Source organism: Pseudomonas sp. SDT291_1_S447 (assembly GCF_054070155.1).
The window spans coordinates 18,359-38,002 of record NZ_JBSVXS010000048.1 but is presented as its reverse complement, the minus strand read 5'-3'; the positions used below and the strand labels follow the sequence as shown (position 1 = coordinate 38,002).

The following is a 19,644-nucleotide window of genomic DNA, read 5'->3' as shown; positions in this document are numbered from 1 at the left end:
AGTCAAAATAAATGTGTCTGACAGACCGCTATCGCGAGCAGGCTCACTCCTACATTTGATTAGTGTCGCGCTCACCTCTGCATCACTCTCATCAATCATCCTGTTCAGCCTTTATCAGCACGCCTAGACTCGGCCCAACCCCAATTTCAGGTAGGCCGCTATGTCCGAGACGCTGCTCAGTTCCCGCAATCTGGCTTTCGAGCTGTACGAAGTCCTTGATGCCGAGGGCCTGACCCGGCGTGAGCGCTTTGCCGAGCACAATCGCGAAACCTTCGACGCCGCCATCGGCACCGCGCGCAACATCGCCGAGAAGTACTTCGCGCCGCACAACCGCAAGGGCGACGAGAACGAGCCGCGCTACGAAGACGGTCAGGCGATTCTGATTCCTGAAGTGAAACCAGCGGTGGATGCCTTCCTTGAAGCCGGATTCCTCAACGCCGCGAGAAGTTTCGACGCCGGCGGCATGCAGCTTCCTACACTGCTGTCGCAAGCCTGCTTCGCGCATTTCCAGTCAGCCAACGCGGCTTCGACGTCCTACCCGTTCCTGACCATGGGCGCGGCGAATCTGATCGAGAGTTTTGGCACCGACGAGCAGAAACAGCGCTTCCTGCAGCCCATGATCGACGGCCGTTTTTTCGGAACCATGGCCTTGACCGAACCGCACGCAGGTTCATCGCTGTCAGATATTCGTACACGCGCCGAGCCGGCGTCCGACGGCACCTATCGCCTGAAGGGCAACAAGATCTTCATTTCCGGCGGCGATCACCCGCTGTCGGAGAACATCGTGCACATGGTGCTGGCCAAGCTGCCCGACGCACCTGCGGGCGTTAAAGGTATCTCGCTGTTCATCGTGCCGAAGTTTCTGGTCAACGATGACGGCAGCCTCGGCCAGCGTAACGATGTGCTGCTGGCCGGGCTGTTCCACAAGATGGGTTGGCGCGGTACCACCTCCACAGCGCTGAACTTCGGCGATAACGGTGAGTGTGTCGGCTATCTGGTGGGCAAGCCGCACCACGGTTTGAGCTACATGTTCCAGATGATGAATGAAGCACGGATCGGCGTCGGCATGGGCGCCGTGATGCTCGGTTATGCCGGTTACCTGTATTCGCTGGAGTACGCCCGCGAGCGGCCGCAGGGCCGAGTGCCGGACAGCAAGGACCCGACCACCGCTCCGGTGGCGATCATTCAACACGCCGATGTACGACGCATGCTCTTGACGCAAAAATCCTACGTCGAAGGTGCATTTGATCTCGGTCTGTACGCGGCGCGCTTGTTCGACGACACCACCACGCTTGAGTCCGAAGCCGAACGTAAACAGGCTCATGAATTGCTGGATCTGCTGACGCCGATCGTCAAATCCTGGCCGTCGGAGTTCTGCCTCAAGGCCAACGAACTGGCGATCCAGATTCTTGGCGGCCACGGTTATACCCGCGAATACCCGGTGGAGCAGTATTACCGCGATAACCGCTTGAACCCGATCCACGAAGGCACTCACGGCATTCAGTCACTGGACTTGCTCGGGCGTAAATTGGCGCAGAACGGCGGCGCGGGATTGAAGCAATTGATTCGACTGATCGCCACTACGGCAGAGCGCGCAACGGCGCATGAATCGCTGACCGCACTGCGTGAGCCGCTGGAAAAACTGGTGGCGCGCCTGCAAACGGTGACCATCGGTTTGTTGACTGATCTGGGGCAAGGCAAGGTCAATAGCAGTCTGGCGAACTCGGCGTTGTACCTGAAGGTGTTCGGGCACACGGTGATTGGCTGGCGCTGGTTGGAGCAGGCGATTCGTGCCGAGGAAGGGTTGGCCAAGGGCAATTTGGCGGATGCTGACTTCTATAAGGGCAAGTTGCAGGCGGCGCGGTACTTTCTGACGTGGGAAGTGCCGGGTTGTCACCATGAACTGGCGTTGCTGGAAGCGCGGGATGATACGTGCCTGGCGATGCAGGATGCGTGGTTCTGAAACGCTACCCTCACCCCAGCCCTCTCCCGGAGGGAGAGGGGGCCGAACGGGGGATGCTTGAATACTCCGTCGACCTGAAAGAAGCTCACCGAATCCATAATCGACTGGCGTTTTCAGGTCGATGTATAGCGAAAGACACCTCGGTCAGTCCCCTCTCCCTCCGGGAGAGGGTTAGGGTGAGGGGCTTTTCTGGCTCAACACTCAACTCAACTTGAACCCACCCATCTGCCGCGCCAAATCATCCGCCAGCCTCTGCAACATCTGACAATCCTCACGACAAGCCCGCACCTCCCCCGCCGTCGCCCGCGCCAGATCGGAAATCCCCTGCACATTACGGTTGATCTCTTCCGTCACCGCCGACTGCTCTTCCGTCGCCGTCGCCACCTGATGATTCATGTCACTGATGCGCTCGACCTGACCGGTAATCGCCGTCAACGATGCCCCGGTACGCTGGCTCGATTCAACCCCGGTGCCAGTTGCGGCCTGCCCCGTGCGCATCGACGAAACGGCGTTTTCCGCGCCTTGCTTGAGGCTGCCGATCATCTGTTGAATTTCGTCGGTGGACGCCTGGGTCCTGCGCGCCAAAGTACGCACTTCATCAGCAACAACCGCAAAGCCGCGGCCCATATCGCCGGCGCGCGCCGCTTCGATCGCCGCGTTCAGCGCCAAAAGATTGGTCTGCTCGGACACCCCGCGAATCACAGCTAACACCGAGTCGATCGACGCCACTTGATGTGCCAGTTCACCGACTGCACCCGCTGCCAAGCCAATTTCATCCGACATGCTTTCAATATGCCGGATCGAACCGCCGACCACTTCCCGCGCCTGCATCGCTTCATCCCGCGCGGTCTGCGAGGCCAGCGCCGCGTTACCGGCGTTCTGCGCAATCTCCTGAACCGTCAGGCCCATCTCGTGAACCGCAGTCGCGACCATGTCGGTCATTTCCTGCTGACGGCCGGAACGCTCGGCAGTGTTTTCCACCACTTTCGCCACTTGCCCCACAGCCGTACGCAGACGCTCGCTGGTGGTCAGCACTTCAGCGATCATCCCGCGCTGGCTGTCGAGAAAACGATTGAAGCCGCGCGCGAGGTCGCCCAACTCATCGGCGCGACTGGAATCTAACCGGTGGGTCAAATCTCCCCCACCGCTACCGATTGCTACCAACGCAGCTGTTACTTGGCGAATCGGCCGCACCAAACCTTGCGCCAGCCACACCACCAACGCGAGGCACACCAGTGCCACGGCCAGACCAATGCCGCCGCTCATCCACATCGCTTTACGGGCTTCGGCGTAGATCTGCGACTGCGGCACTTCGGCCACCAGAGTCCAGCCCAGATCGCGCAACGGCAGGCTGAAGGCGAGGAAGTCTTCGCCATCCCTCTGGAAGCTGCTGCTGATCGCCGTTTTCTGGCCCATGACGGCCTGCGCTGCATTGGCGCCGATCTGCTCGCTCAAGGTGCGTTTGCCGCTGAACTGCGCCTCGGGATGCACCTGGATCAAACCGTCGGAACGCACAAGATAGACCTTGCCGCGCTCGCCAAAGCTGAAGTTGTGAATCAGCTCCGACAGCTCTTTCATGCTCAAACCGAGCCCGGCCACACCGACCACTTTGCCGGCCTGCTCGACCTTCAAATCGATGAACAGCGCCAATTCCCCGGTGGCACCGTCGTTGTCGATATTGAGGGTGCGCGGCTGATTGCTGTCGAGGAAGGAATAGAACCACGCGTCAGCCGGTTTTGAACGACTGAGGGTGCGATCCAGACCTTTTTCGGTGATGTAGTGATTGGATTCGGTACCGATGATCAAAGCGGTAAAGGCTTTATGTTCGGCGCGGATGCCTTCCAGATACTGCGCGAAGCCAGCCGTTTTGCTGCTGTCTTCGCCCGAGGCGAGCCAGTCACGGACCATCGTATTGCTGGCGATGTCTTTGGCCGCTGTCAGCGGTTGCACAAGGATGCGTTCGATATCGTTACGCGTCGCTTCGATGCTCGACGGCAGTGCTTGTTCGACCAGATAGCTCTGTGCGAGGCGGTTGACCACCAGGGTATAAATGCCAACCACGATCAGGATACTGACCAGCAGGGCGGTGCCCATGCTGAGAATCAGCTGCCATTGAATACTGCGTCGCCACAACTGCATGGAGCACCCCCAAAGAATAAGTGGCCGAAACAATGCAACAGCCGTGCCGATTGTATACAACTCAGTCGACAATCTATTCTTTGGTTGTGCGCAGCTCCATCAACCCTGGTTAATGGTCTTGGCGATGGTGTCGACCGTGGCGCTGACTTGCTCTTGGTAACGGTCGAGTTCTTCCTGGTGTTGCTTCTTCATTTCGATCTGCTGCGAGCACAGATTCATCGCCGCCAACACCAGCAAGCGATCACCGATCAGCGTCGGGTATTTACGCTTGGTGTCATCCAGCGCTGCCTTGAGCATCATGGCCGCGTCCAGCAGGGTCTGTTCTTCCCCGGCCGGTGCCTTGATCGAATAGTCCTCCCCGAGAATGGAGACGACTTTTACCCCTGCTGTGTGGTGGTTCATGCGCTGACAGGACCGGCGTTGACGCGATCAACCAGGGCTTGAATGCGGGCGGCAGTGGCGCCGTGCTTTTCTTCCTGCTCCATCAGGTTCAGTTGCAGGCTTTCGTTTTCATCCTTGGCCTGGGCCAGTTCCGTGGACAGGGTCTGGTTGGTTTGCGCGAGGGTCTGGTTCTGTTGCACCAGGTCGCTGACGAGCTGTTCCAATTGGCTGAGGGATGCTTCCAACATTTTGATCTTCCAAGCGTTTTTCAAAGGGCGCGTACGATAAAGAAAAGTCATCACGGATGCCAGGGTTAAACCGGCGCAAAGCCTTGATTTTCCTGGTGGCCGACCGTTCTCGCGAGTTTTAAAGACTGTGATCTGCCGATCTGGTTCCTGCACTTCGTCGCCCGAGCCCTTCTGCGACAAATAAGCACAGTGCCTCAAGACTTTAGTCGTATGACCGATAAGTCATCCATACAGCAGTCTCAGCCCGCATGGATGCGGCCCTCTCTTGGTATCCGCCCCATGTCCCTTCGCAATATGAATATCGCCCCACGGGCGTTTACCGGTTTCGCCCTGATCGGCGGCCTGATGCTGATTCTCGGCGTGTTCGCGCTGAATCAGATGAGCAAAATCCGCGCAGCAGGCGAAGACATCGCCACGGCCAGCGTGCCTTCCATCAAAGCCCTCGACGAATTCACCCAACTGACCCTGCGCCTGCGCGTTTTGTCGTATCGGTTGCTGATCAACCGTGAACCGGACGTTCAACAAAAGACTGTCGAACTGTTCGAGTTGCGCAACAAGCAGATCGCCGACGCCCAGCGCGCCTACGAACCGTTGATCGACGGCCCGCAAGAACGTGCGGCTTATGATCAATACGTGCAGTTGCTCGCGCAGTACCGTCAGCTTGAAGACCGGATGAAAACCCTGTCGCGCAACAATCAGATCGATGAACTGCGGCAGATGCTCAACTCGGACTTGCTGAGCAACTCGGAAGCGGTGAACACCGCCCTGGCGCGTTTGCTGGAGATCAACACTCAGCAAATCGCCGAGACGGATAAAGGCGCGAGCGAGCAGTTTTCGATGTCTTTCAACCTTGTGGTTACGCTGTTGGTGATCGCCACTGGCCTGACGTTCCTCTTTGCCTGGCTGCTGACTGTGAGCATCACCAAGCCGATCTCCAAAGCATTGGAAGCTGCGGAAACCATCGCCGAAGGCAACCTGACTCAACCGATCCACGTTGACGGTGAAGACGAGGCAGGACGTTTGCTCGCGGCCATGGCCAAGATGCAATCGAAGCTGCGTGACACCCTGCAGCGTATTTCCGGCTCGGCCACTCAATTGGCTTCGGCGGCTGAAGAACTGAACAGCGTCACCGACGAAAGCGCGCGCGGCCTGACTCAGCAGAACAACGAGATCGAACAGGCGGCCACTGCGGTCAACGAGATGACCAGCGCTGTGGAAGAAGTCGCGCGCAACGCCGTGAGCACTTCGGAAGCCTCGAAGAATGCCACCACTTCGGCAGGCGACGGTCGCGATCTGGTGCAGGAGACCGTCAGCGCCATCGAACGCATGAGCGCTGATGTACAGAGCACTGCTTCGCTGATCGGTGATCTGGCGAATGAATCCCGTGATATCGGCAAGGTGCTCGACGTGATTCGTGGTCTGGCCGATCAGACCAACCTGCTGGCCCTGAACGCAGCGATTGAAGCGGCGCGTGCCGGTGAAGCGGGTCGTGGTTTTGCGGTGGTGGCAGATGAAGTCCGTGCCCTGGCGCACCGCACCCAGCAGTCGACCAGCGAAATCGAGCGGATGATCGGCAGCATTCAGAGCGGCACCGAACACGCCGTGGATTCGATGCGCAACAGCACCGAGCGCGCCGAGTCGACCCTGAACATCGCCCGTGGTGCCGGCATGTCGCTGGACACCATCAACACCGCCATCGTCGAAATCAACGAGCGCAACCTGGTGATCGCCAGCGCCGCCGAAGAGCAGGCGCAGGTGGCGCGGGAAGTGGATCGCAATCTGGTGAATATTCGTGATTTGTCGGTGCAATCGGCGACTGGCGCGAATCAGACCAGTGCGGCGAGTAATGAACTGTCGCGGTTGGCGCTGGATCTGAACAACATGGTTGGGCGGTTTAGCCTTTAATTTAGTAGATCGAGATCAAAAGCACCCTCACCCCAGCCCTCTCCCAGAGGGAGAGGGGGAAAGGGAGCAGATTGAGGGCCTTTCAGATTTTGAGTTCGGCTCGATATTGCAAGTCGGCGTACCTCGCACAAACACCGCGGTCGGTCCCCTCTCCCTCCGGGAGAGGGCTAGGGTGAGGGCCGCAATCGCCCGCCGAACACAAAACCTGATGCCACACTGAAAAACCTTTTTGACAGCATCACATTTCAACAGGTTAGAATCGCTGGCACGCAGACTGCATGGTCAGTTTGTGCCCGTCTTTACGCTTCTGGAGTACTGCCTTTGAATGCGACGACCATCAACAGCCTGTTCTTGATCGGCGCGTTGCTGGTAGGCGCAAGCATTCTCGTCAGCTCACTTTCTTCCCGTCTCGGCATCCCGATTCTGGTCATCATCCTCGCTGTCGGCATGGCTGCCGGGGTCGATGGCGGCGGGATCATTTTCGATAACTACCCGACGGCCTATCTGGTCGGCAACCTCGCACTGGCGGTGATCCTCCTCGACGGCGGTTTGCGCACGCGGGTGTCGAGTTTCCGCGTGGCGCTATGGCCGGCGTTATCGCTGGCCACGGTCGGGGTGTTGATTACCACTGGCCTGACCGGCATGGCAGCGGCATGGCTGTTCGACCTCAATCTGATTCAGGGCCTGCTGATCGGCGCCATCGTTGGCTCAACCGACGCCGCAGCAGTGTTCTCGCTGCTCGGCGGCAAAGGCCTGAACGAACGGGTCACCGCCACCCTGGAAATCGAATCCGGCAGCAACGACCCGATGGCGGTGTTTCTCACCGTGACCCTGATCGACATGCTCGCCAGCGGCCAGACCGGCCTGCACTGGAGCCTGCTGACCCACCTGATCCGCGAGTTCGGCATCGGCGGCGTGATCGGCCTCGGCGGCGGCTGGCTGATGTTGCAACTGGTCAACCGGATCAATCTGGCCGCCGGCCTGTATCCGATTCTGGTGATCGCCGGCGGTCTGGTGGTGTTCGCCCTGACCAACGCCTTGCACGGCAGCGGCTTCCTCGCCGTTTATCTGTGCGGTCTGGTGATCGGCAACCGCCCGGTGCGCAGCCGTCACGGCATTCTGCACATGCTCGACGGCATGGCATGGCTGGCGCAGATCGGCATGTTCCTGGTGCTCGGCCTGCTGGTGACGCCGCACGATTTGCTGCCGATCGCCCTGCCCGCTCTGGGGCTGGCGCTGTGGATGATTCTGTTTGCGCGACCGCTGTCGGTGATGGTCGGCCTGCTGCCGTTCAAAGCGTTTCATGGCCGCGAGAAAGCCTTTATCTCCTGGGTTGGCCTGCGCGGTGCGGTACCGATCATTCTCGCGGTGTTCCCGCTGATGGCCGGGCTGCCGAATGCGCAGCTGTACTTCAACCTCGCGTTCTTCATCGTGCTGGTGTCGCTGCTGGTGCAGGGCACGAGCCTGCCGTGGGTGGCCAAGCTGTTGAAGGTGACGGTACCGCCGGAGCCCGCGCCGATTTCCCGCGCGGCGCTGGAAGTCCACGTCACCAGCGAATGGGAGCTGTTCGTTTATAAGCTCGGCGCAGAGAAATGGTGCATCGGTTCGCCCCTGCGTGAGCTGAAAATGCCCGAAGGCACACGTATCGCCGCGCTGTTTCGTGGCCAGCAATTGCTCCATCCGTCGGGTAGTACGGTGCTGGAAGTCGATGATTTACTGTGTGTTATCGGCCATGAACACAACCTCGGCGCCCTCGGAAAACTGTTCAGCCAGGCGCCGCAACGTGGCCTCGATCTGCGTTTCTTCGGCGATTTCGTACTCGAAGGAGATGCCCAGCTTAAAGCGGTTGCCGCACTCTATGGCCTGCCGGCCGAGGGTATTGATCCGGACATGACCCTGGGCGCCTTCATCGCGCAGAAAGTCGGTGGTGCGCCCATCGTCGGTGACCAGGTGGAATGGAACAACACCCACTGGACGGTTGCGGTCATGGACGGGAACAAGATCGGCAAAGTGGGCGTCAGATTCCCCGAAGGAAGTCGCCCGGGCCCCGGGCTCTTCCTCTAAACTGCGTCCACTCTCACTTGCTTGACCGGTCTCTATGCCTACCCTGCGCTCCTTTTTCGCCGCGGCCCTGCTGGGCCTGAGTCTCACTGTCGGCCCGCTGTACGCCGCCGAACCACCGTCCAGCGACGCCGTGCAGGCCAGCCTCGACAAGCTCGCCGACAGCAAACTGCCGGATGCCGACAAAAAGGCCCTGCAAACCACCCTGCAGAGCACGCTGACTCAGCTGAACAATCAGCGTGATTACGCACAAAAGCTGATCGACCTCAAACAGCAGCTGGCCACGGCGCCGAAGCAGACGATCGAAAACACTCGCGAACTGACGCGCCTCAAGGCCACGGCGGTCGTGCCGGTGGCACAGCGTTTTCCCAAGGAGTCGATCCAGCAGCTGGAGCAGATCCTGACGGATCGCTCGACCCAGCAAAGTGATCTGCAAAAAGCGCTGGCCGACGCCAACAGTCTGATCATCACTGCCCAGACCCGTCCCGAGCGCGCCCAGGCGGAAATTTCCGCCAGCCAGACGCGCATCCAGCAGATCAACAACATCCTCAAGTCCGGCAAGGACGCCGGCAAGACTGTCAGCAACGAGCAACGCGATCAGTTGAACGCGGAACTGGCAGCGCTGAACGCGCTGATCCCTTTGCGCCGCCAGGAGTTGGCCGGCAACAGCCAGTTGCAGGATCTGGGCAACGCCCAGCATGACCTGCTCTCGGAGAAATCCGACCGCCTCGACCGCGAGATCCAGGAACTGCAAACCCTGATCAACCAGAAGCGTCTGGCGCAGTCGCAGGAAACCGTGACCCAGCAGTCGATCGAAGCGCAGAAGGCCGGCAGCAGCAGCTTGCTCGCCACTGAGAGTTCAGCCAACCTCAAGCTTTCGGACTATCTGCTCAAAAGCACCGACCGCCTCAACGAAGTCACCCAGCAGAACCTGCAGACCAAGCAGCAACTCGACACCCTGACCCAGAGCGATGCCGCCCTCGATGAGCAGATCAACGTGCTCAAGGGCAGCCTGCTGCTGTCGAAGATTCTCTACAAACAGAAGCAAGCTCTGCCACGACTCAAGGTCGATCGTGATCTGGCGGATCAGATCGCCGACATTCGCCTGTATCAGTTCGACGTCAGCCAGCAGCGTGAACTGTTGAGCAATCCGGCGTCCTATGTCGACACCCTGCTGGCCACTCAGCCGCCGGAACAAGTCACCCCGCAGTTGCGCAAAAGCCTGCTGGATCTGGCCAACACCCGCGTTGATCTGCTGGAGCGCCTGAACCGCGAACTGAGCTCGATGCTCAACGAATCGATCACCCTGCAACTCAACCAGAAACAACTGCTGAGCACCGCGCAGAGCCTGCGTGCGACCCTCGATGAGCAAATGTTCTGGATTCCCAGCAACAAGCCGCTGGATCTGGAGTGGATGCGGGGTGTACCGGAGCGTCTGAAACGCCAGGTCGATACACTGCCGTGGGCCTCCAGCCTGAGCGAGCTGACCGACGGCCTGACCCAGCGCCCCTTGCTGTTTCTGCCTCTGGCATTGCTGATCGGCGCACTGCTGTGGCGCCGCAAAAGTCTCTACGGTCGCCTGAACAAGGTTCACCAGGACATCGGCCATTTCAAGCGCGACAGCCAGTGGCACACACCGCAGGCCATTCTGATCAATATTCTGCTGGCGATGCCGGTGGCGCTGGGCCTCGCCTTGTGCGGGCTGGCCTTGCAGATCGACGCGCGCGGCCAGAACGCCAACATGGGCGCAGCGCTCCTGCAGATGGGGCAGGCATGGCTGGTGTTCTACACCGCCTATCGAATCCTCGCGCCCGGCGGTGTGGCCGAATTGCACTTCCGCTGGGAAAAACCCCAGGTCGAATTCCTTCAGGGCTGGGTACGCCGGCTCGGGCTGGTGGTCATGGCGCTGGTGGCCGTGGTGGCGGTCGCCGAATTACAACCGGCGGCGCTCGCCGACGACGTCCTCGGCATGCCAGTGGTGCTGACCTGCTACGCGTTGATGGCATGGCTGCTCAGTCGCTTGCTGATCAGCAGCCCGGCCCACGAAAATGCCTCGCTGTTCCGCAAGGCCGTCGGCGTGATGTTCACCCTGCTGCCGATCGCGCTTTTTGTCGCGGTATGTTTCGGCTACTACTACACCGCGCTGAAACTCAGCGACCGTCTGATCAACACCCTGTACCTGCTGATGTTCTGGCTGGTCATCGAAGCAACATTCGTCCGTGGTCTGAGCGTTGCCGCACGACGCCTGGCCTACCAGCGCGCCCTGGCTAAACGTCAGGCAGCGAAAGAAGCCGGCGACGGCGAAGCGGTGATCGAAGAGCCAACGCTGGACATCGAAAAGGTCAACGAACAGTCCCTGCGCCTGATCCGTCTGGCCCTGCTCGGCGGTTTCATTGCCGCGCTGTACTGGGTCTGGTCGGACCTGATTTCGGTGTTCTCGTACCTCGACAACATCACCCTCTACGAATACACCAGCGGCACCGGCGCCAACATGAGCATGGTGCCGATCAGCATCGGCGACATGCTCGGCGCGCTGATCATCATCGGCATCACCTTCGCCCTCGCGCGCAACTTGCCCGGCCTGCTGGAAGTGTTCGTGCTGTCCAAGCTCAATCTGGCTCAGGGCAGCGCTTATGCGACCACCACGTTGCTGTCCTACGTGATCGCCGGGGTCGGCTTCGTCTCGACCCTGTCGACCCTCGGCGTCAGCTGGGACAAGTTGCAATGGCTGGTGGCGGCGCTGTCGGTCGGCCTCGGTTTCGGCATGCAGGAGATCTTTGCGAACTTCATCTCCGGCATCATGATCCTCTTCGAACGTCCGGTGCGGATCGGTGACACCATCACCATCGGCAACTTGTCGGGCACGGTGAGCAAGATCCGCATCCGCGCCACGACCATCACCGACTTCGACCGCAAGGACATCATTGTCCCGAACAAGACGTTTATTACCGGGCAACTGATCAACTGGTCGCTGACCGACACCATCACCCGCGTCACGCTGAAGCTCGGCGTCGATTACGGCTCGGATCTGGATCTGGTCAAGGAACTGCTGCTCAAGGCTGCCCGGGAAAACCCGCGCGTGCTCAAGGAACCTGAGCCGCATGTGTACTTCCTCAACTTCGGCGAAAGCACCCTCGACCACGAGTTGCGCATGCACGTGCGCGACCTCGGTGACCGCAATCCGGTGCTCGATGAGGTCAACCGCTTCATCAACCGCGAGTTCAAGAAGCAGCACATCAACATCTCGTTCCGCCAGATGGAGGTTTACCTGAAGAACCTGCACGGTCAGGAATACAAGATGGTGCCGATCGAGCCGGAAACCAAAACCATCGTGCCGATCGCCGACGATCAGAAACCGCTGCAAGAGCCGCCGCCGGCCAAACTCGACTAACCGGTCTAATCCCAGCAGAATGCTCGGACATTCTGCTGGAGCCGGCCCTTGAAAGCCCTCGACGAACTGACCTTCGATAATCGCTTCGCCCGCCTGGGCGATGCGTTCTCTGCTCACGTGCTGCCCGAGCCGATCGACAATCCGCGTCTGGTCGTGGCGAGCCCGGCGGCGCTGGCCTTGCTGGATCTCGACCCGGCGACCGCCGAAACCAACGAATTTGCCGAACTGTTTGGCGGCCACAAGCTGTGGGCCGATGCCGAACCGCGGGCAATGGTCTATTCCGGGCATCAGTTCGGCGGCTACACGCCGCAATTGGGTGACGGTCGTGGCTTGCTGCTCGGCGAGGTGTACAACGCGGCCGGCGAGCATTGGGACCTGCACCTGAAGGGTGCCGGGCAGACGCCGTTTTCGCGCATGGGCGATGGCCGTGCGGTGCTGCGTTCGTCGATCCGCGAGTTCCTTGCTTCCGAGGCGCTATACGCGCTGAACATCCCTTCGTCGCGCGCTGCGTGCGTGATCGGCTCCGACACCCCGGTCTGGCGCGAAAAGCAGGAACGCGCAGCGATGGTCCTGCGTCTGGCGCCAAGCCATATCCGCTTCGGCCACTTCGAATATTTCTACTACACCAAACGCCCCGAGCAGCAAAAGCAGCTGGGCGAGCACGTGTTGGCCATGCACTTCCCCGAGTGCCTGGAGCAACCGGAACCGTATCTGGCGATGTTCCATGAAATCGTCGAGCGCAACGCCGAGCTGATCGCCAAATGGCAGGCCTACGGCTTCTGCCACGGCGTAATGAACACCGACAACATGTCGATCCTCGGCATCACCTTCGACTTCGGCCCGTTTGCCTTCCTCGACGATTTCGACGCCAACTTCATCTGCAATCACTCGGACGATCAGGGGCGCTACTCGTTCAGCAATCAGGTGCCGGTTGGCCAATGGAACCTCAGTGCATTGGCTCAGGCACTGACGCCGTTCATCAGCGTCGAAGCCCTGCGCGAAACTCTCGACTTGTATTTGCCATTGTTTCAGGCGCATTACCTTGACCTGATGCGCCGGCGTCTTGGCTTCACCACGGCCGAGGACGATGACCAGAAGCTGCTTGAAGACCTGCTGCAACTGATGCAGAACAGCGGCGTCGATTACACCCTGTTCTTCCGCCGACTTGGCGAAGAATCAGCCGAGCAGGCCGTCGCCCGTTTGCGCGACGATTTCGTCGACATCAAGGGTTTCGACGCTTGGGGCGAACGCTACGTCGCCCGGGTTGCCCGCGATGGTGACACCGATCAGGAACAGCGCCGCATCCGCATGCACGCGGTCAATCCGCTGTACATCCTGCGCAATTATCTGGCGCAAAAAGCCATCGATGCAGCTGAGCAAGGGGATTACTCGGAGGTACGCCGGCTGCACGCGGTGCTGAGCAAACCGTTTGAACAGCAGCCGGGGATGGAAGGTTATGCCGAGCGGCCGCCGGAGTGGGGCAAGCATTTGGAGATCAGTTGTTCTTCCTGAGTGCCAACGCCTCATCTTGATAAACAGTTCGTACGGCTCCAGATAAGTCGTACGAAACGCTGAACGCCAACGAGCCGAATATGACCAACCCACTCCTCATCCCCTGCCCCTCCTGCAACGGCCTCAACCGCATCCCCGCCGAGCGCCTTGCGGATCAGCCAAAATGCGGCCGCTGCAAATCCGCCGTATTGCTGAGCAATCCCTTCGAACTCAAGCAAGGCGATTACGCCAGCCAGATCAAGGGCGATTTGCCGTTGCTGGTGGATGTCTGGGCGGAGTGGTGCGGGCCGTGCAAGTCGTTTGCGCCGGTGTTCGAGCAGGCGGCGGCGCAGCTGGCCGGCAAGTGCCGCTTGGCCAAACTCGACAGCGAGGCGAATCAGCAGTTGTCGGCGCAGTTGGGGATTCGCTCGATTCCGAGTCTGATTCTGTTCAAGAACGGCAAGGAAGTGGCACGGCAGAGTGGTGCGTTTCCGCTGCCGCAATTGATGGCGTGGCTGCGTAGCCAGGGTATCTGACCCACCGCCAAACAATGTAGGAGTGAGCCTGCTCGCGATAGCGTCCTGTCAGCCAACACTTGAGTGACTGAAAGGAAGCTATCGCGAGCAGGCTCACTCCTACAGGGGATCTGCGTAGCTCAAGAGATCAGTGATCTTCGAGCAGATTGTGCAACTCGACGAACTGCTGGGTCAGCTTATGTCGCGGGTCGAGGTGGATCAGCGGCATGCTGGCCTGGTGCGATTCACGCATGCGCACCGAACTGGTCAGGTACACCGGCAATACCGGCAAACCTTCGGCAATCAACTCATCAAGAATCTGCTGCGGCAGGCTCGCCCGGGCCTGAAACTGGTTGACCACGATACCTTCGACTTCCAGACCTTCGTTGTGGTCTTCCTTCAGCTCTTCGATTTCCGCGATCAGGCCGTACAGAGCCTGACGGGAGAAGCTGTCGCAGTCGAAGGGAATCAATACCCGATCAGCGGCAATCAACGCCGATACTGCATAGAAATTCAAGGCTGGCGGGGTATCGAGGTAAATCCGGTCGTAATCCTCGGACAACTCATCGAGCAACTTACGCAACTTGTTGATCTTGTGCTTGGCCTCGAGCTTGGGCTGCAAATCAGCCAGCTCGGCCGTCGCGGTGATGATGTGCAGGTTGTCGAACGGCGTTTCGTAGATATCCGCCTGATTCTTCTTCGAGAACGGCCCCGAAGACAGCGTCTGCTTGAAGAAGTCGGCAATGCCCATCGGGATGTCGTTGCCGGTGAGCCCGGTCAGATACTGAGTGGAGTTGGCCTGGGCATCGAGATCGACCAACAGCGTGCGATAACCCTCGCTCGCGCTGACGGCCGCCAGATTGCAGGCAATGCTCGACTTGCCTACGCCACCTTTCTGATTGAACACCACGCGCCGCATGACCAAACCTCCGTGTATCAAAGAATGACCGAGTGTAGATGCGCTCGACCTCGCTTCGCTACCTTCACGGACACGGACTACAAAGTCAGGTGCAAATATCCGCGGACAGATAGGGCAATCGCCGCCATTGATCGCCGAGATTCCCGACAGACAAGCCGCTCACGATCTGGATAATGGCCAAGTGACAGTTTTCTTGCGGACCACTCGGTACATTTCGTTGCGCAAAATGTAACCAGCATTTGCTACACACTCGTCGCACCGGGATAATGCGCGCCACCCGGCGCCAAGCGCCACGTCGCGCCTGCCGCAGCTCTGGCCACTCAACGCGTCAACAAATGCCCGCAGGGGCGGGATGAATGTCCGTGATCAACTTCAACATCGCCCAATGGCGCGCGTGGGCTCCCGGGCTCGACAGCGTGGACGCCTGGCAGGCCTGGAGCCGACAACCGGTCTTACTCCAGAGCAGCGATGCCGCGCCCGATGTGTCGTTTTTGCCGGCCATGCAGCGCCGTCGCCTCAGTCGATTGGCACGGATGGCATTCAGTGTTGGCTGGCCCCTGGCCGACGGGCGGGACAATCTGCCGCTGGTGTTTGTCTCGCGCCACGGCGAAACCCCGCGTACCTACGAGATCCTCACCGATCTGGCCAACGAACAGCCCCTGTCGCCGACGCAGTTCAGTTTGTCGGTACACAACGCGATTATCGGCCTGTGGTCGATCATGCGCGGCGAGACCAGCGAAATGACTGCCCTCGCCGCTGCCGGCGACGGTCTCGAACACGGCATGCTCGAAGCTGCAGCCCTGCTCAATGAAGGCGCCCCGGCGGTGTTGCTGGTGATCACCGAAGAACAACCGCCCGAAGCGTATTCGGCGTGGATCGACGACGTGCCGTTTCCTTACGCGCTCGGCCTTTTGCTCACCCCCGGTACCGACTGGCGGCTGACCCTGAACAGCACCACAGAAACACGGTCAAAAGCGCACTGGCCGCACGCGCTCAACTTGCTGCGAACCCTGCTCGGCCAGCAACCCCATTGCCAACATGCCTGGAAAAATCGCGTATGGACCTGGCAACGCAACCCGTGACCGAGAAAAACCGCGACGCCTATTACTGGCGCTTGCTGGCTACCGCTGCAAGCTTCGCCCTGTTCGGGCTGGGCGGACTGTGCCTGCGCGTGCTGGTGTTTCCGCTGCTCGGATGCCTGCCGGGTGATGCGCTGAAACATCGGCAGCGCGCGCGGCAGACCGTCAGTCGGCTGTTCTGGTTTTTCGTCCGGTTCATGGCCCGTACCGGCGTGCTGACCTATGACATTCAAGGGGCTGAACGTCTTGGCCGCCCCGGACAGATGATCATCGCCAATCACCCGTCGTTGATCGACGTGGTGTTCCTGATCGGTCTGGTGCGCCAGGCCAATTGCGTGGTGAAGAAAAGCCTGTGGGAAAACCCCTTCACTCGTGGCCCGCTGCGCAGCACCGAATACATCAGCAACGACGGCAGCATGGACATGCTCGATGCCGCCGCCCAATCCCTGCAAAACGGCCAGACCCTGATCATCTTTCCCGAAGGCACGCGCACCCAGCCCGGTCAGGCGCCGGCCTTTCATCGGGGCGCCGCAGCGATTGCCCTGCGCGGTGCGAAAATCCTCACGCCGGTGATCATCAAGGTCAGCCCGACCACGCTGACCAAAGCCGAACCCTGGTATCGGATCCCCAGCCGCCGCGTGCACTTCAGTTTTCGCGTCGGCGCCGATATAGACCCACAAGCCTTCGCCGCGCAGGGGCCAGCCCCGCAAGCCTCGCGCAAGCTCAACGATTATTTGCACACCTACTTTATTAAGGAGCTCGCCGAAGATGAGCGATCTGAATCGTGACATCAAACTGCTGATCATCGACGCCCTCGGCCTCGAAGACATCAGTGTCGACGACATTGGCGACGAGCAGACGCTGTTCGGCGAAGGCCTGGGTCTGGATTCCGTCGACGCGCTGGAACTGGGTCTGGCGATCCAGAAAAAATACGGCATCAAGATCGACGCCGACGCCAAAGACACCCGTAACCACTTCACCAACGTGGCGAGCCTTGCGGCGTTCGTCACGGCAAAACAGGCAGCTTGAGACCGGACCATGCAAACTCGTGACGATATTTTCAACACCCTGCGCGATGCCTTGGTCGAGCTGTTCGAACTGGATCCGGCCCGTGTCAGCCTGGAATCCAATCTGTACCAGGATCTGGAAATCGACAGCATCGACGCAGTCGATCTGATCGATCACATCAAGCGCCAGACCGGCAAGAAAATCGCCGCCGAAGAGTTCAAATCGGTGCGCACGGTCGGTGACGTGGTCGAGGCGGTCTACCGTCTCGTTCAACCGGCCGCATGAGCCGACTGATCGGCCTCGGCCTGCTGCTGGCCGGTCTGCTGTACCCCTTTGCGGTGTATTTCGGCATGGAGCATTTTGCTCCGTGGCAGTTCGGCCTGCTGCTGGGCAGCCTGTGGCTGGCACGGGCGCTGACCGGCGAGCGCAAACCCGGCAGCCTGTGGATGGCTGGCGTGGCCATTGTGTTCTGCCTGCTGCTGGCGCTGTTCGACAGCCCGCTGTTGCTGCGCTGGTACCCGGTGCTGATCAGCGGCTTCATGCTGGTGCTGTTCAGCCTGAGCCTGAAATACGGCCCGCCGATGGTCGAGCGCCTGGCGCGGTTGCGTGAGCCAGAGCTACCGGACATCGCGATCCGCTATACGCGCAAGGTCACGGTGGCCTGGAGCGTGTTTTTCTTCTGCAACGGTTTGTGCGCCGCCCTCCTGACCCTGTGGGCGCCGCTGAATTGGTGGATGTTGTACACCGGCCTGATCTCCTATGGATTGATCGGCCTGATGTTTGCCATTGAATGGCTGATACGACAACGGGTAAGAGGCCGTACATGAACTGGATAAAACTTGAGCAGTTGCTGCTCAAGGCTGTGCCGGCGCGGGCGATCAGCCACGCACCGGCGCTCGAACACGCGCAACTGTGCGAACAGGCGATGAGCGTTGCCGCCGGCCTGCAAGTTCAAGGCGTGAAGCGCATGGCTGTGCACCTGGAAGATGCCGCCGAACTGGCCATCGCATTGCTGGGCGCATGGCGTGCAGGCGTGAGTGTTCTGCTGCCTTCGGATCTGCAAGCGCAAACCCGCCAGCGCTGGTCGGGCGAAGTCGACCTGTGGCTGACGGATCAGGCCGATGACGCGCAACTGAGCGACTTTAAACATCCGCCGTTGCCCGGCGCCGAACTGGATCTCGACCAGTGCCGTCTGAGCCTGTGCACGTCCGGCTCCAGCGGCGAGCCCAAGCGCATCGACAAAACCCTGCTCCAACTGGCCAATGAAGTCGAAGCGCTGGAGCAACTGTGGGGCGCGGATCTCGGGGAGGCCTGCATCATCGGTAGCGTCGCTACTCAACATATTTACGGATTGCTGTTTCGCGTGCTGTGGCCGCTGTGCGCCGGGCGCCCGTTCGTGCGCAAGCAACTGGCGTTTCCCGAGGACTTGCAGCGTGCCAGCCGCGAACATCAGTGCTTCGCCTGGATCGCCAGCCCGGCGTTGCTCAAACGCATGGGTGACAACCTCGACTGGCCGGCCCTCAGCGCCGTGCGCCGGGTGTTTTCCTCCGGTGGCGCGTTGCCGCTTGAGGCTGCGCAGAGCCTGCAACAACGTTTGCAGCAATGGCCGACGGAAATCCTCGGCAGTTCGGAAACCGGTGGCATTGCCTGGCGTCAGGGCGAACAACTGTGGCAACCGTTCGCCGGTGTCCAATTGAACCAGGATAACGACGGCGCTCTACTGATTGCTTCACCTTACCTGCCTGCCGGACACGTCGAGCACACCGCTGATGCAGCGCGCATCGCCGCCGATGGTCGTTTCGAACTGTTGGGGCGGCTGGACCGGATCGTCAAACTCGAAGAGAAACGCATCTCGCTGCCGATGCTCGAACAGGCCCTGGTTGCTCACGATTGGGTCAACGAAGCGCGCTTGGGCGTAGTCCAGGAAAATCGCGCTTCGCTCGGTGCGCTGCTGGTGCTCAGCGAGTCAGGTCTGTTTGCCCTGCGTGAACATGGTCGCCGCAGTCTGACCGAAACCCTGCGCCAGCATTTGCACCAACACTGTGAGGCTTTGGCTTTGCCTCGACGTTGGCGGCTGGTGCGGCAATTGCCTTTGAACAGTCAAGGCAAGCTGCCGCAGGCCGACGTTGAAGCGCTGTTGATGGCGCCGCGACCGAAAGCGCCGGAAGTGTTGGAACAGGTCGAAACTGAGGGTGAATGGAGTCTGCAGTTGAGCGTGCCGCCGGATCTGGCTTATTTCAGCGGCCACTTCCCTAAAGCCCCGGTATTGCCCGGCGTGGTGCAGGTGGAATGGGCGCTGAACCTTGGGCGGCAGTTGCTGAATCTGACCGGCCCGTTTGCCGGGATGGAAGTGCTGAAGTTCCAGCAACTGGTTCGGCCCGGTGATGAAATCCAGTTGCACCTGCGGTTCGACCCGGAGCGGCGCAAGTTGTATTTTGCCTATCGCAATGACACGGCGACCTGCTCCAGTGGGCGGATTCTTTTGGGCGTAGAGCATGATTGACCTTGGTGAGTGCTGCGCACTCAATCGCGAGCAGGCTCACT

General features: G+C 60.2%; 16 protein-coding genes. 12 read left to right on the top strand and 4 right to left on the bottom strand.

The window, feature by feature from the left end:
• Nucleotides 1-160: 160 nt before the first annotated feature.
• Complete coding sequence (locus tag ACW9IR_RS16525) at nucleotides 161-1,963, top strand: acyl-CoA dehydrogenase (protein ID WP_102899489.1); 1,803 nt, start codon at nucleotides 161-163, stop codon at nucleotides 1,961-1,963.
• A 201-nt stretch (nucleotides 1,964-2,164) separates the two neighbouring features.
• Here ACW9IR_RS16525 and ACW9IR_RS16520 read toward each other — a convergent pair whose 3' ends face one another.
• The 3 genes from ACW9IR_RS16520 to ACW9IR_RS16510 form a co-directional block, all read right to left on the bottom strand.
• Nucleotides 2,165-4,102, bottom strand: coding sequence for a methyl-accepting chemotaxis protein (locus ACW9IR_RS16520; protein WP_110719534.1), 1,938 nt, complete (start codon nucleotides 4,100-4,102; stop codon nucleotides 2,165-2,167).
• 99 nt (nucleotides 4,103-4,201) lie between these two features.
• Nucleotides 4,202-4,504: a cell division protein ZapA gene (locus ACW9IR_RS16515; RefSeq protein WP_016987569.1), complete on the bottom strand. Its 303-nt coding sequence runs from the start codon at nucleotides 4,502-4,504 to the stop codon at nucleotides 4,202-4,204.
• The gene (locus tag ACW9IR_RS16510) at nucleotides 4,501-4,731 is read right to left on the bottom strand and encodes a hypothetical protein (RefSeq protein WP_007909525.1); all 231 of its coding nucleotides are present in this window, start codon (nucleotides 4,729-4,731) and stop codon (nucleotides 4,501-4,503) included. Before ACW9IR_RS16510 ends, ACW9IR_RS16515 begins: the two co-directional genes overlap by 4 nt.
• Nucleotides 4,732-5,010: 279 nt before the next feature.
• Between ACW9IR_RS16510 and ACW9IR_RS16505 the strand changes: the two genes are divergently transcribed.
• The 5 genes from ACW9IR_RS16505 (at nucleotide 5,011) to trxC (ending at nucleotide 14,115) form a co-directional block, all read left to right on the top strand.
• Nucleotides 5,011-6,636: a methyl-accepting chemotaxis protein gene (locus ACW9IR_RS16505; protein ID WP_095120690.1), complete on the top strand. Its 1,626-nt coding sequence runs from the start codon at nucleotides 5,011-5,013 to the stop codon at nucleotides 6,634-6,636.
• A gap of 321 nt (nucleotides 6,637-6,957) precedes the next feature.
• The gene (locus ACW9IR_RS16500; protein WP_095120691.1) at nucleotides 6,958-8,700 is read left to right on the top strand and encodes a potassium/proton antiporter; all 1,743 of its coding nucleotides are present in this window, start codon (nucleotides 6,958-6,960) and stop codon (nucleotides 8,698-8,700) included.
• A gap of 34 nt (nucleotides 8,701-8,734) precedes the next feature.
• Nucleotides 8,735-12,088 carry a mechanosensitive channel MscK gene (gene mscK, locus ACW9IR_RS16495; protein ID WP_102899491.1) on the top strand — a complete coding sequence of 1,118 codons (3,354 nt, stop codon included), beginning with the start codon at nucleotides 8,735-8,737 and terminating at the stop codon, nucleotides 12,086-12,088.
• A 48-nt stretch (nucleotides 12,089-12,136) separates the two neighbouring features.
• On the top strand, nucleotides 12,137-13,600 hold the full coding sequence (selO, locus tag ACW9IR_RS16490) for a protein adenylyltransferase SelO (RefSeq protein ID WP_457464223.1): 1,464 nt from the start codon (nucleotides 12,137-12,139) through the stop codon (nucleotides 13,598-13,600).
• Nucleotides 13,601-13,680: 80 nt separating this feature from the next.
• Nucleotides 13,681-14,115, top strand: coding sequence for a thioredoxin TrxC (gene trxC, locus ACW9IR_RS16485; protein WP_110719531.1), 435 nt, complete (start codon nucleotides 13,681-13,683; stop codon nucleotides 14,113-14,115).
• 127 nt (nucleotides 14,116-14,242) lie between these two features.
• Here trxC and ACW9IR_RS16480 read toward each other — a convergent pair whose 3' ends face one another.
• On the bottom strand, nucleotides 14,243-15,013 hold the full coding sequence (locus ACW9IR_RS16480; RefSeq protein ID WP_102899494.1) for a ParA family protein: 771 nt from the start codon (nucleotides 15,011-15,013) through the stop codon (nucleotides 14,243-14,245).
• 356 nt (nucleotides 15,014-15,369) lie between these two features.
• Between ACW9IR_RS16480 and ACW9IR_RS16475 the strand changes: the two genes are divergently transcribed.
• Genes ACW9IR_RS16475 through ACW9IR_RS16450 form a run of 6 tightly spaced genes read left to right on the top strand, consistent with a single transcriptional unit; the run spans nucleotide 15,370 to nucleotide 19,603 of the window.
• Nucleotides 15,370-16,095, top strand: a complete 726-nt coding sequence (locus ACW9IR_RS16475; protein WP_457464220.1) for a beta-ketoacyl synthase chain length factor — start codon at nucleotides 15,370-15,372, stop codon at nucleotides 16,093-16,095.
• Complete coding sequence (locus ACW9IR_RS16470) at nucleotides 16,071-16,880, top strand: lysophospholipid acyltransferase family protein (RefSeq protein ID WP_457464218.1); 810 nt, start codon at nucleotides 16,071-16,073, stop codon at nucleotides 16,878-16,880. Before ACW9IR_RS16475 ends, ACW9IR_RS16470 begins: the two co-directional genes overlap by 25 nt.
• Nucleotides 16,861-17,121, top strand: a complete 261-nt coding sequence (locus ACW9IR_RS16465) for a phosphopantetheine-binding protein (protein ID WP_016983882.1) — start codon at nucleotides 16,861-16,863, stop codon at nucleotides 17,119-17,121. The genes ACW9IR_RS16470 and ACW9IR_RS16465 overlap by 20 nt, the downstream gene beginning before the upstream one ends.
• A 9-nt stretch (nucleotides 17,122-17,130) precedes the next feature.
• The gene (locus ACW9IR_RS16460) at nucleotides 17,131-17,385 is read left to right on the top strand and encodes an acyl carrier protein (RefSeq protein WP_007909503.1); all 255 of its coding nucleotides are present in this window, start codon (nucleotides 17,131-17,133) and stop codon (nucleotides 17,383-17,385) included.
• Nucleotides 17,382-17,927, top strand: a complete 546-nt coding sequence (locus tag ACW9IR_RS16455; protein ID WP_095120698.1) for a COG4648 family protein — start codon at nucleotides 17,382-17,384, stop codon at nucleotides 17,925-17,927. The genes ACW9IR_RS16460 and ACW9IR_RS16455 overlap by 4 nt, the downstream gene beginning before the upstream one ends.
• The gene (locus tag ACW9IR_RS16450) at nucleotides 17,924-19,603 is read left to right on the top strand and encodes an AMP-binding protein (RefSeq protein ID WP_457464216.1); all 1,680 of its coding nucleotides are present in this window, start codon (nucleotides 17,924-17,926) and stop codon (nucleotides 19,601-19,603) included. Before ACW9IR_RS16455 ends, ACW9IR_RS16450 begins: the two co-directional genes overlap by 4 nt.
• Nucleotides 19,604-19,644: the final 41 nt, after the last annotated feature.

What these genes read in the sequence shown, in the direction of transcription:
- ACW9IR_RS16525 (WP_102899489.1), top strand. Translation starts at nt 161, where the DNA reads ATGTCCGAGACGCTGCTCAGTTCCCGCAATCTGGCTTTCGAGCTGTAC.
- ACW9IR_RS16520 (WP_110719534.1), bottom strand. Translation starts at nt 4,102, where the DNA reads ATGCAGTTGTGGCGACGCAGTATTCAATGGCAGCTGATTCTCAGCATG.
- ACW9IR_RS16515 (WP_016987569.1), bottom strand. Translation starts at nt 4,504, where the DNA reads ATGAACCACCACACAGCAGGGGTAAAAGTCGTCTCCATTCTCGGGGAG.
- ACW9IR_RS16510 (WP_007909525.1), bottom strand. Translation starts at nt 4,731, where the DNA reads ATGTTGGAAGCATCCCTCAGCCAATTGGAACAGCTCGTCAGCGACCTG.
- ACW9IR_RS16505 (WP_095120690.1), top strand. Translation starts at nt 5,011, where the DNA reads ATGTCCCTTCGCAATATGAATATCGCCCCACGGGCGTTTACCGGTTTC.
- mscK (WP_102899491.1), top strand. Translation starts at nt 8,735, where the DNA reads ATGCCTACCCTGCGCTCCTTTTTCGCCGCGGCCCTGCTGGGCCTGAGT.
- trxC (WP_110719531.1), top strand. Translation starts at nt 13,681, where the DNA reads ATGACCAACCCACTCCTCATCCCCTGCCCCTCCTGCAACGGCCTCAAC.
- ACW9IR_RS16480 (WP_102899494.1), bottom strand. Translation starts at nt 15,013, where the DNA reads ATGCGGCGCGTGGTGTTCAATCAGAAAGGTGGCGTAGGCAAGTCGAGC.
- ACW9IR_RS16475 (WP_457464220.1), top strand. Translation starts at nt 15,370, where the DNA reads ATGTCCGTGATCAACTTCAACATCGCCCAATGGCGCGCGTGGGCTCCC.
- ACW9IR_RS16470 (WP_457464218.1), top strand. Translation starts at nt 16,071, where the DNA reads ATGGACCTGGCAACGCAACCCGTGACCGAGAAAAACCGCGACGCCTAT.
- ACW9IR_RS16465 (WP_016983882.1), top strand. Translation starts at nt 16,861, where the DNA reads ATGAGCGATCTGAATCGTGACATCAAACTGCTGATCATCGACGCCCTC.
- ACW9IR_RS16460 (WP_007909503.1), top strand. Translation starts at nt 17,131, where the DNA reads ATGCAAACTCGTGACGATATTTTCAACACCCTGCGCGATGCCTTGGTC.
- ACW9IR_RS16455 (WP_095120698.1), top strand. Translation starts at nt 17,382, where the DNA reads ATGAGCCGACTGATCGGCCTCGGCCTGCTGCTGGCCGGTCTGCTGTAC.
- ACW9IR_RS16450 (WP_457464216.1), top strand. Translation starts at nt 17,924, where the DNA reads ATGAACTGGATAAAACTTGAGCAGTTGCTGCTCAAGGCTGTGCCGGCG.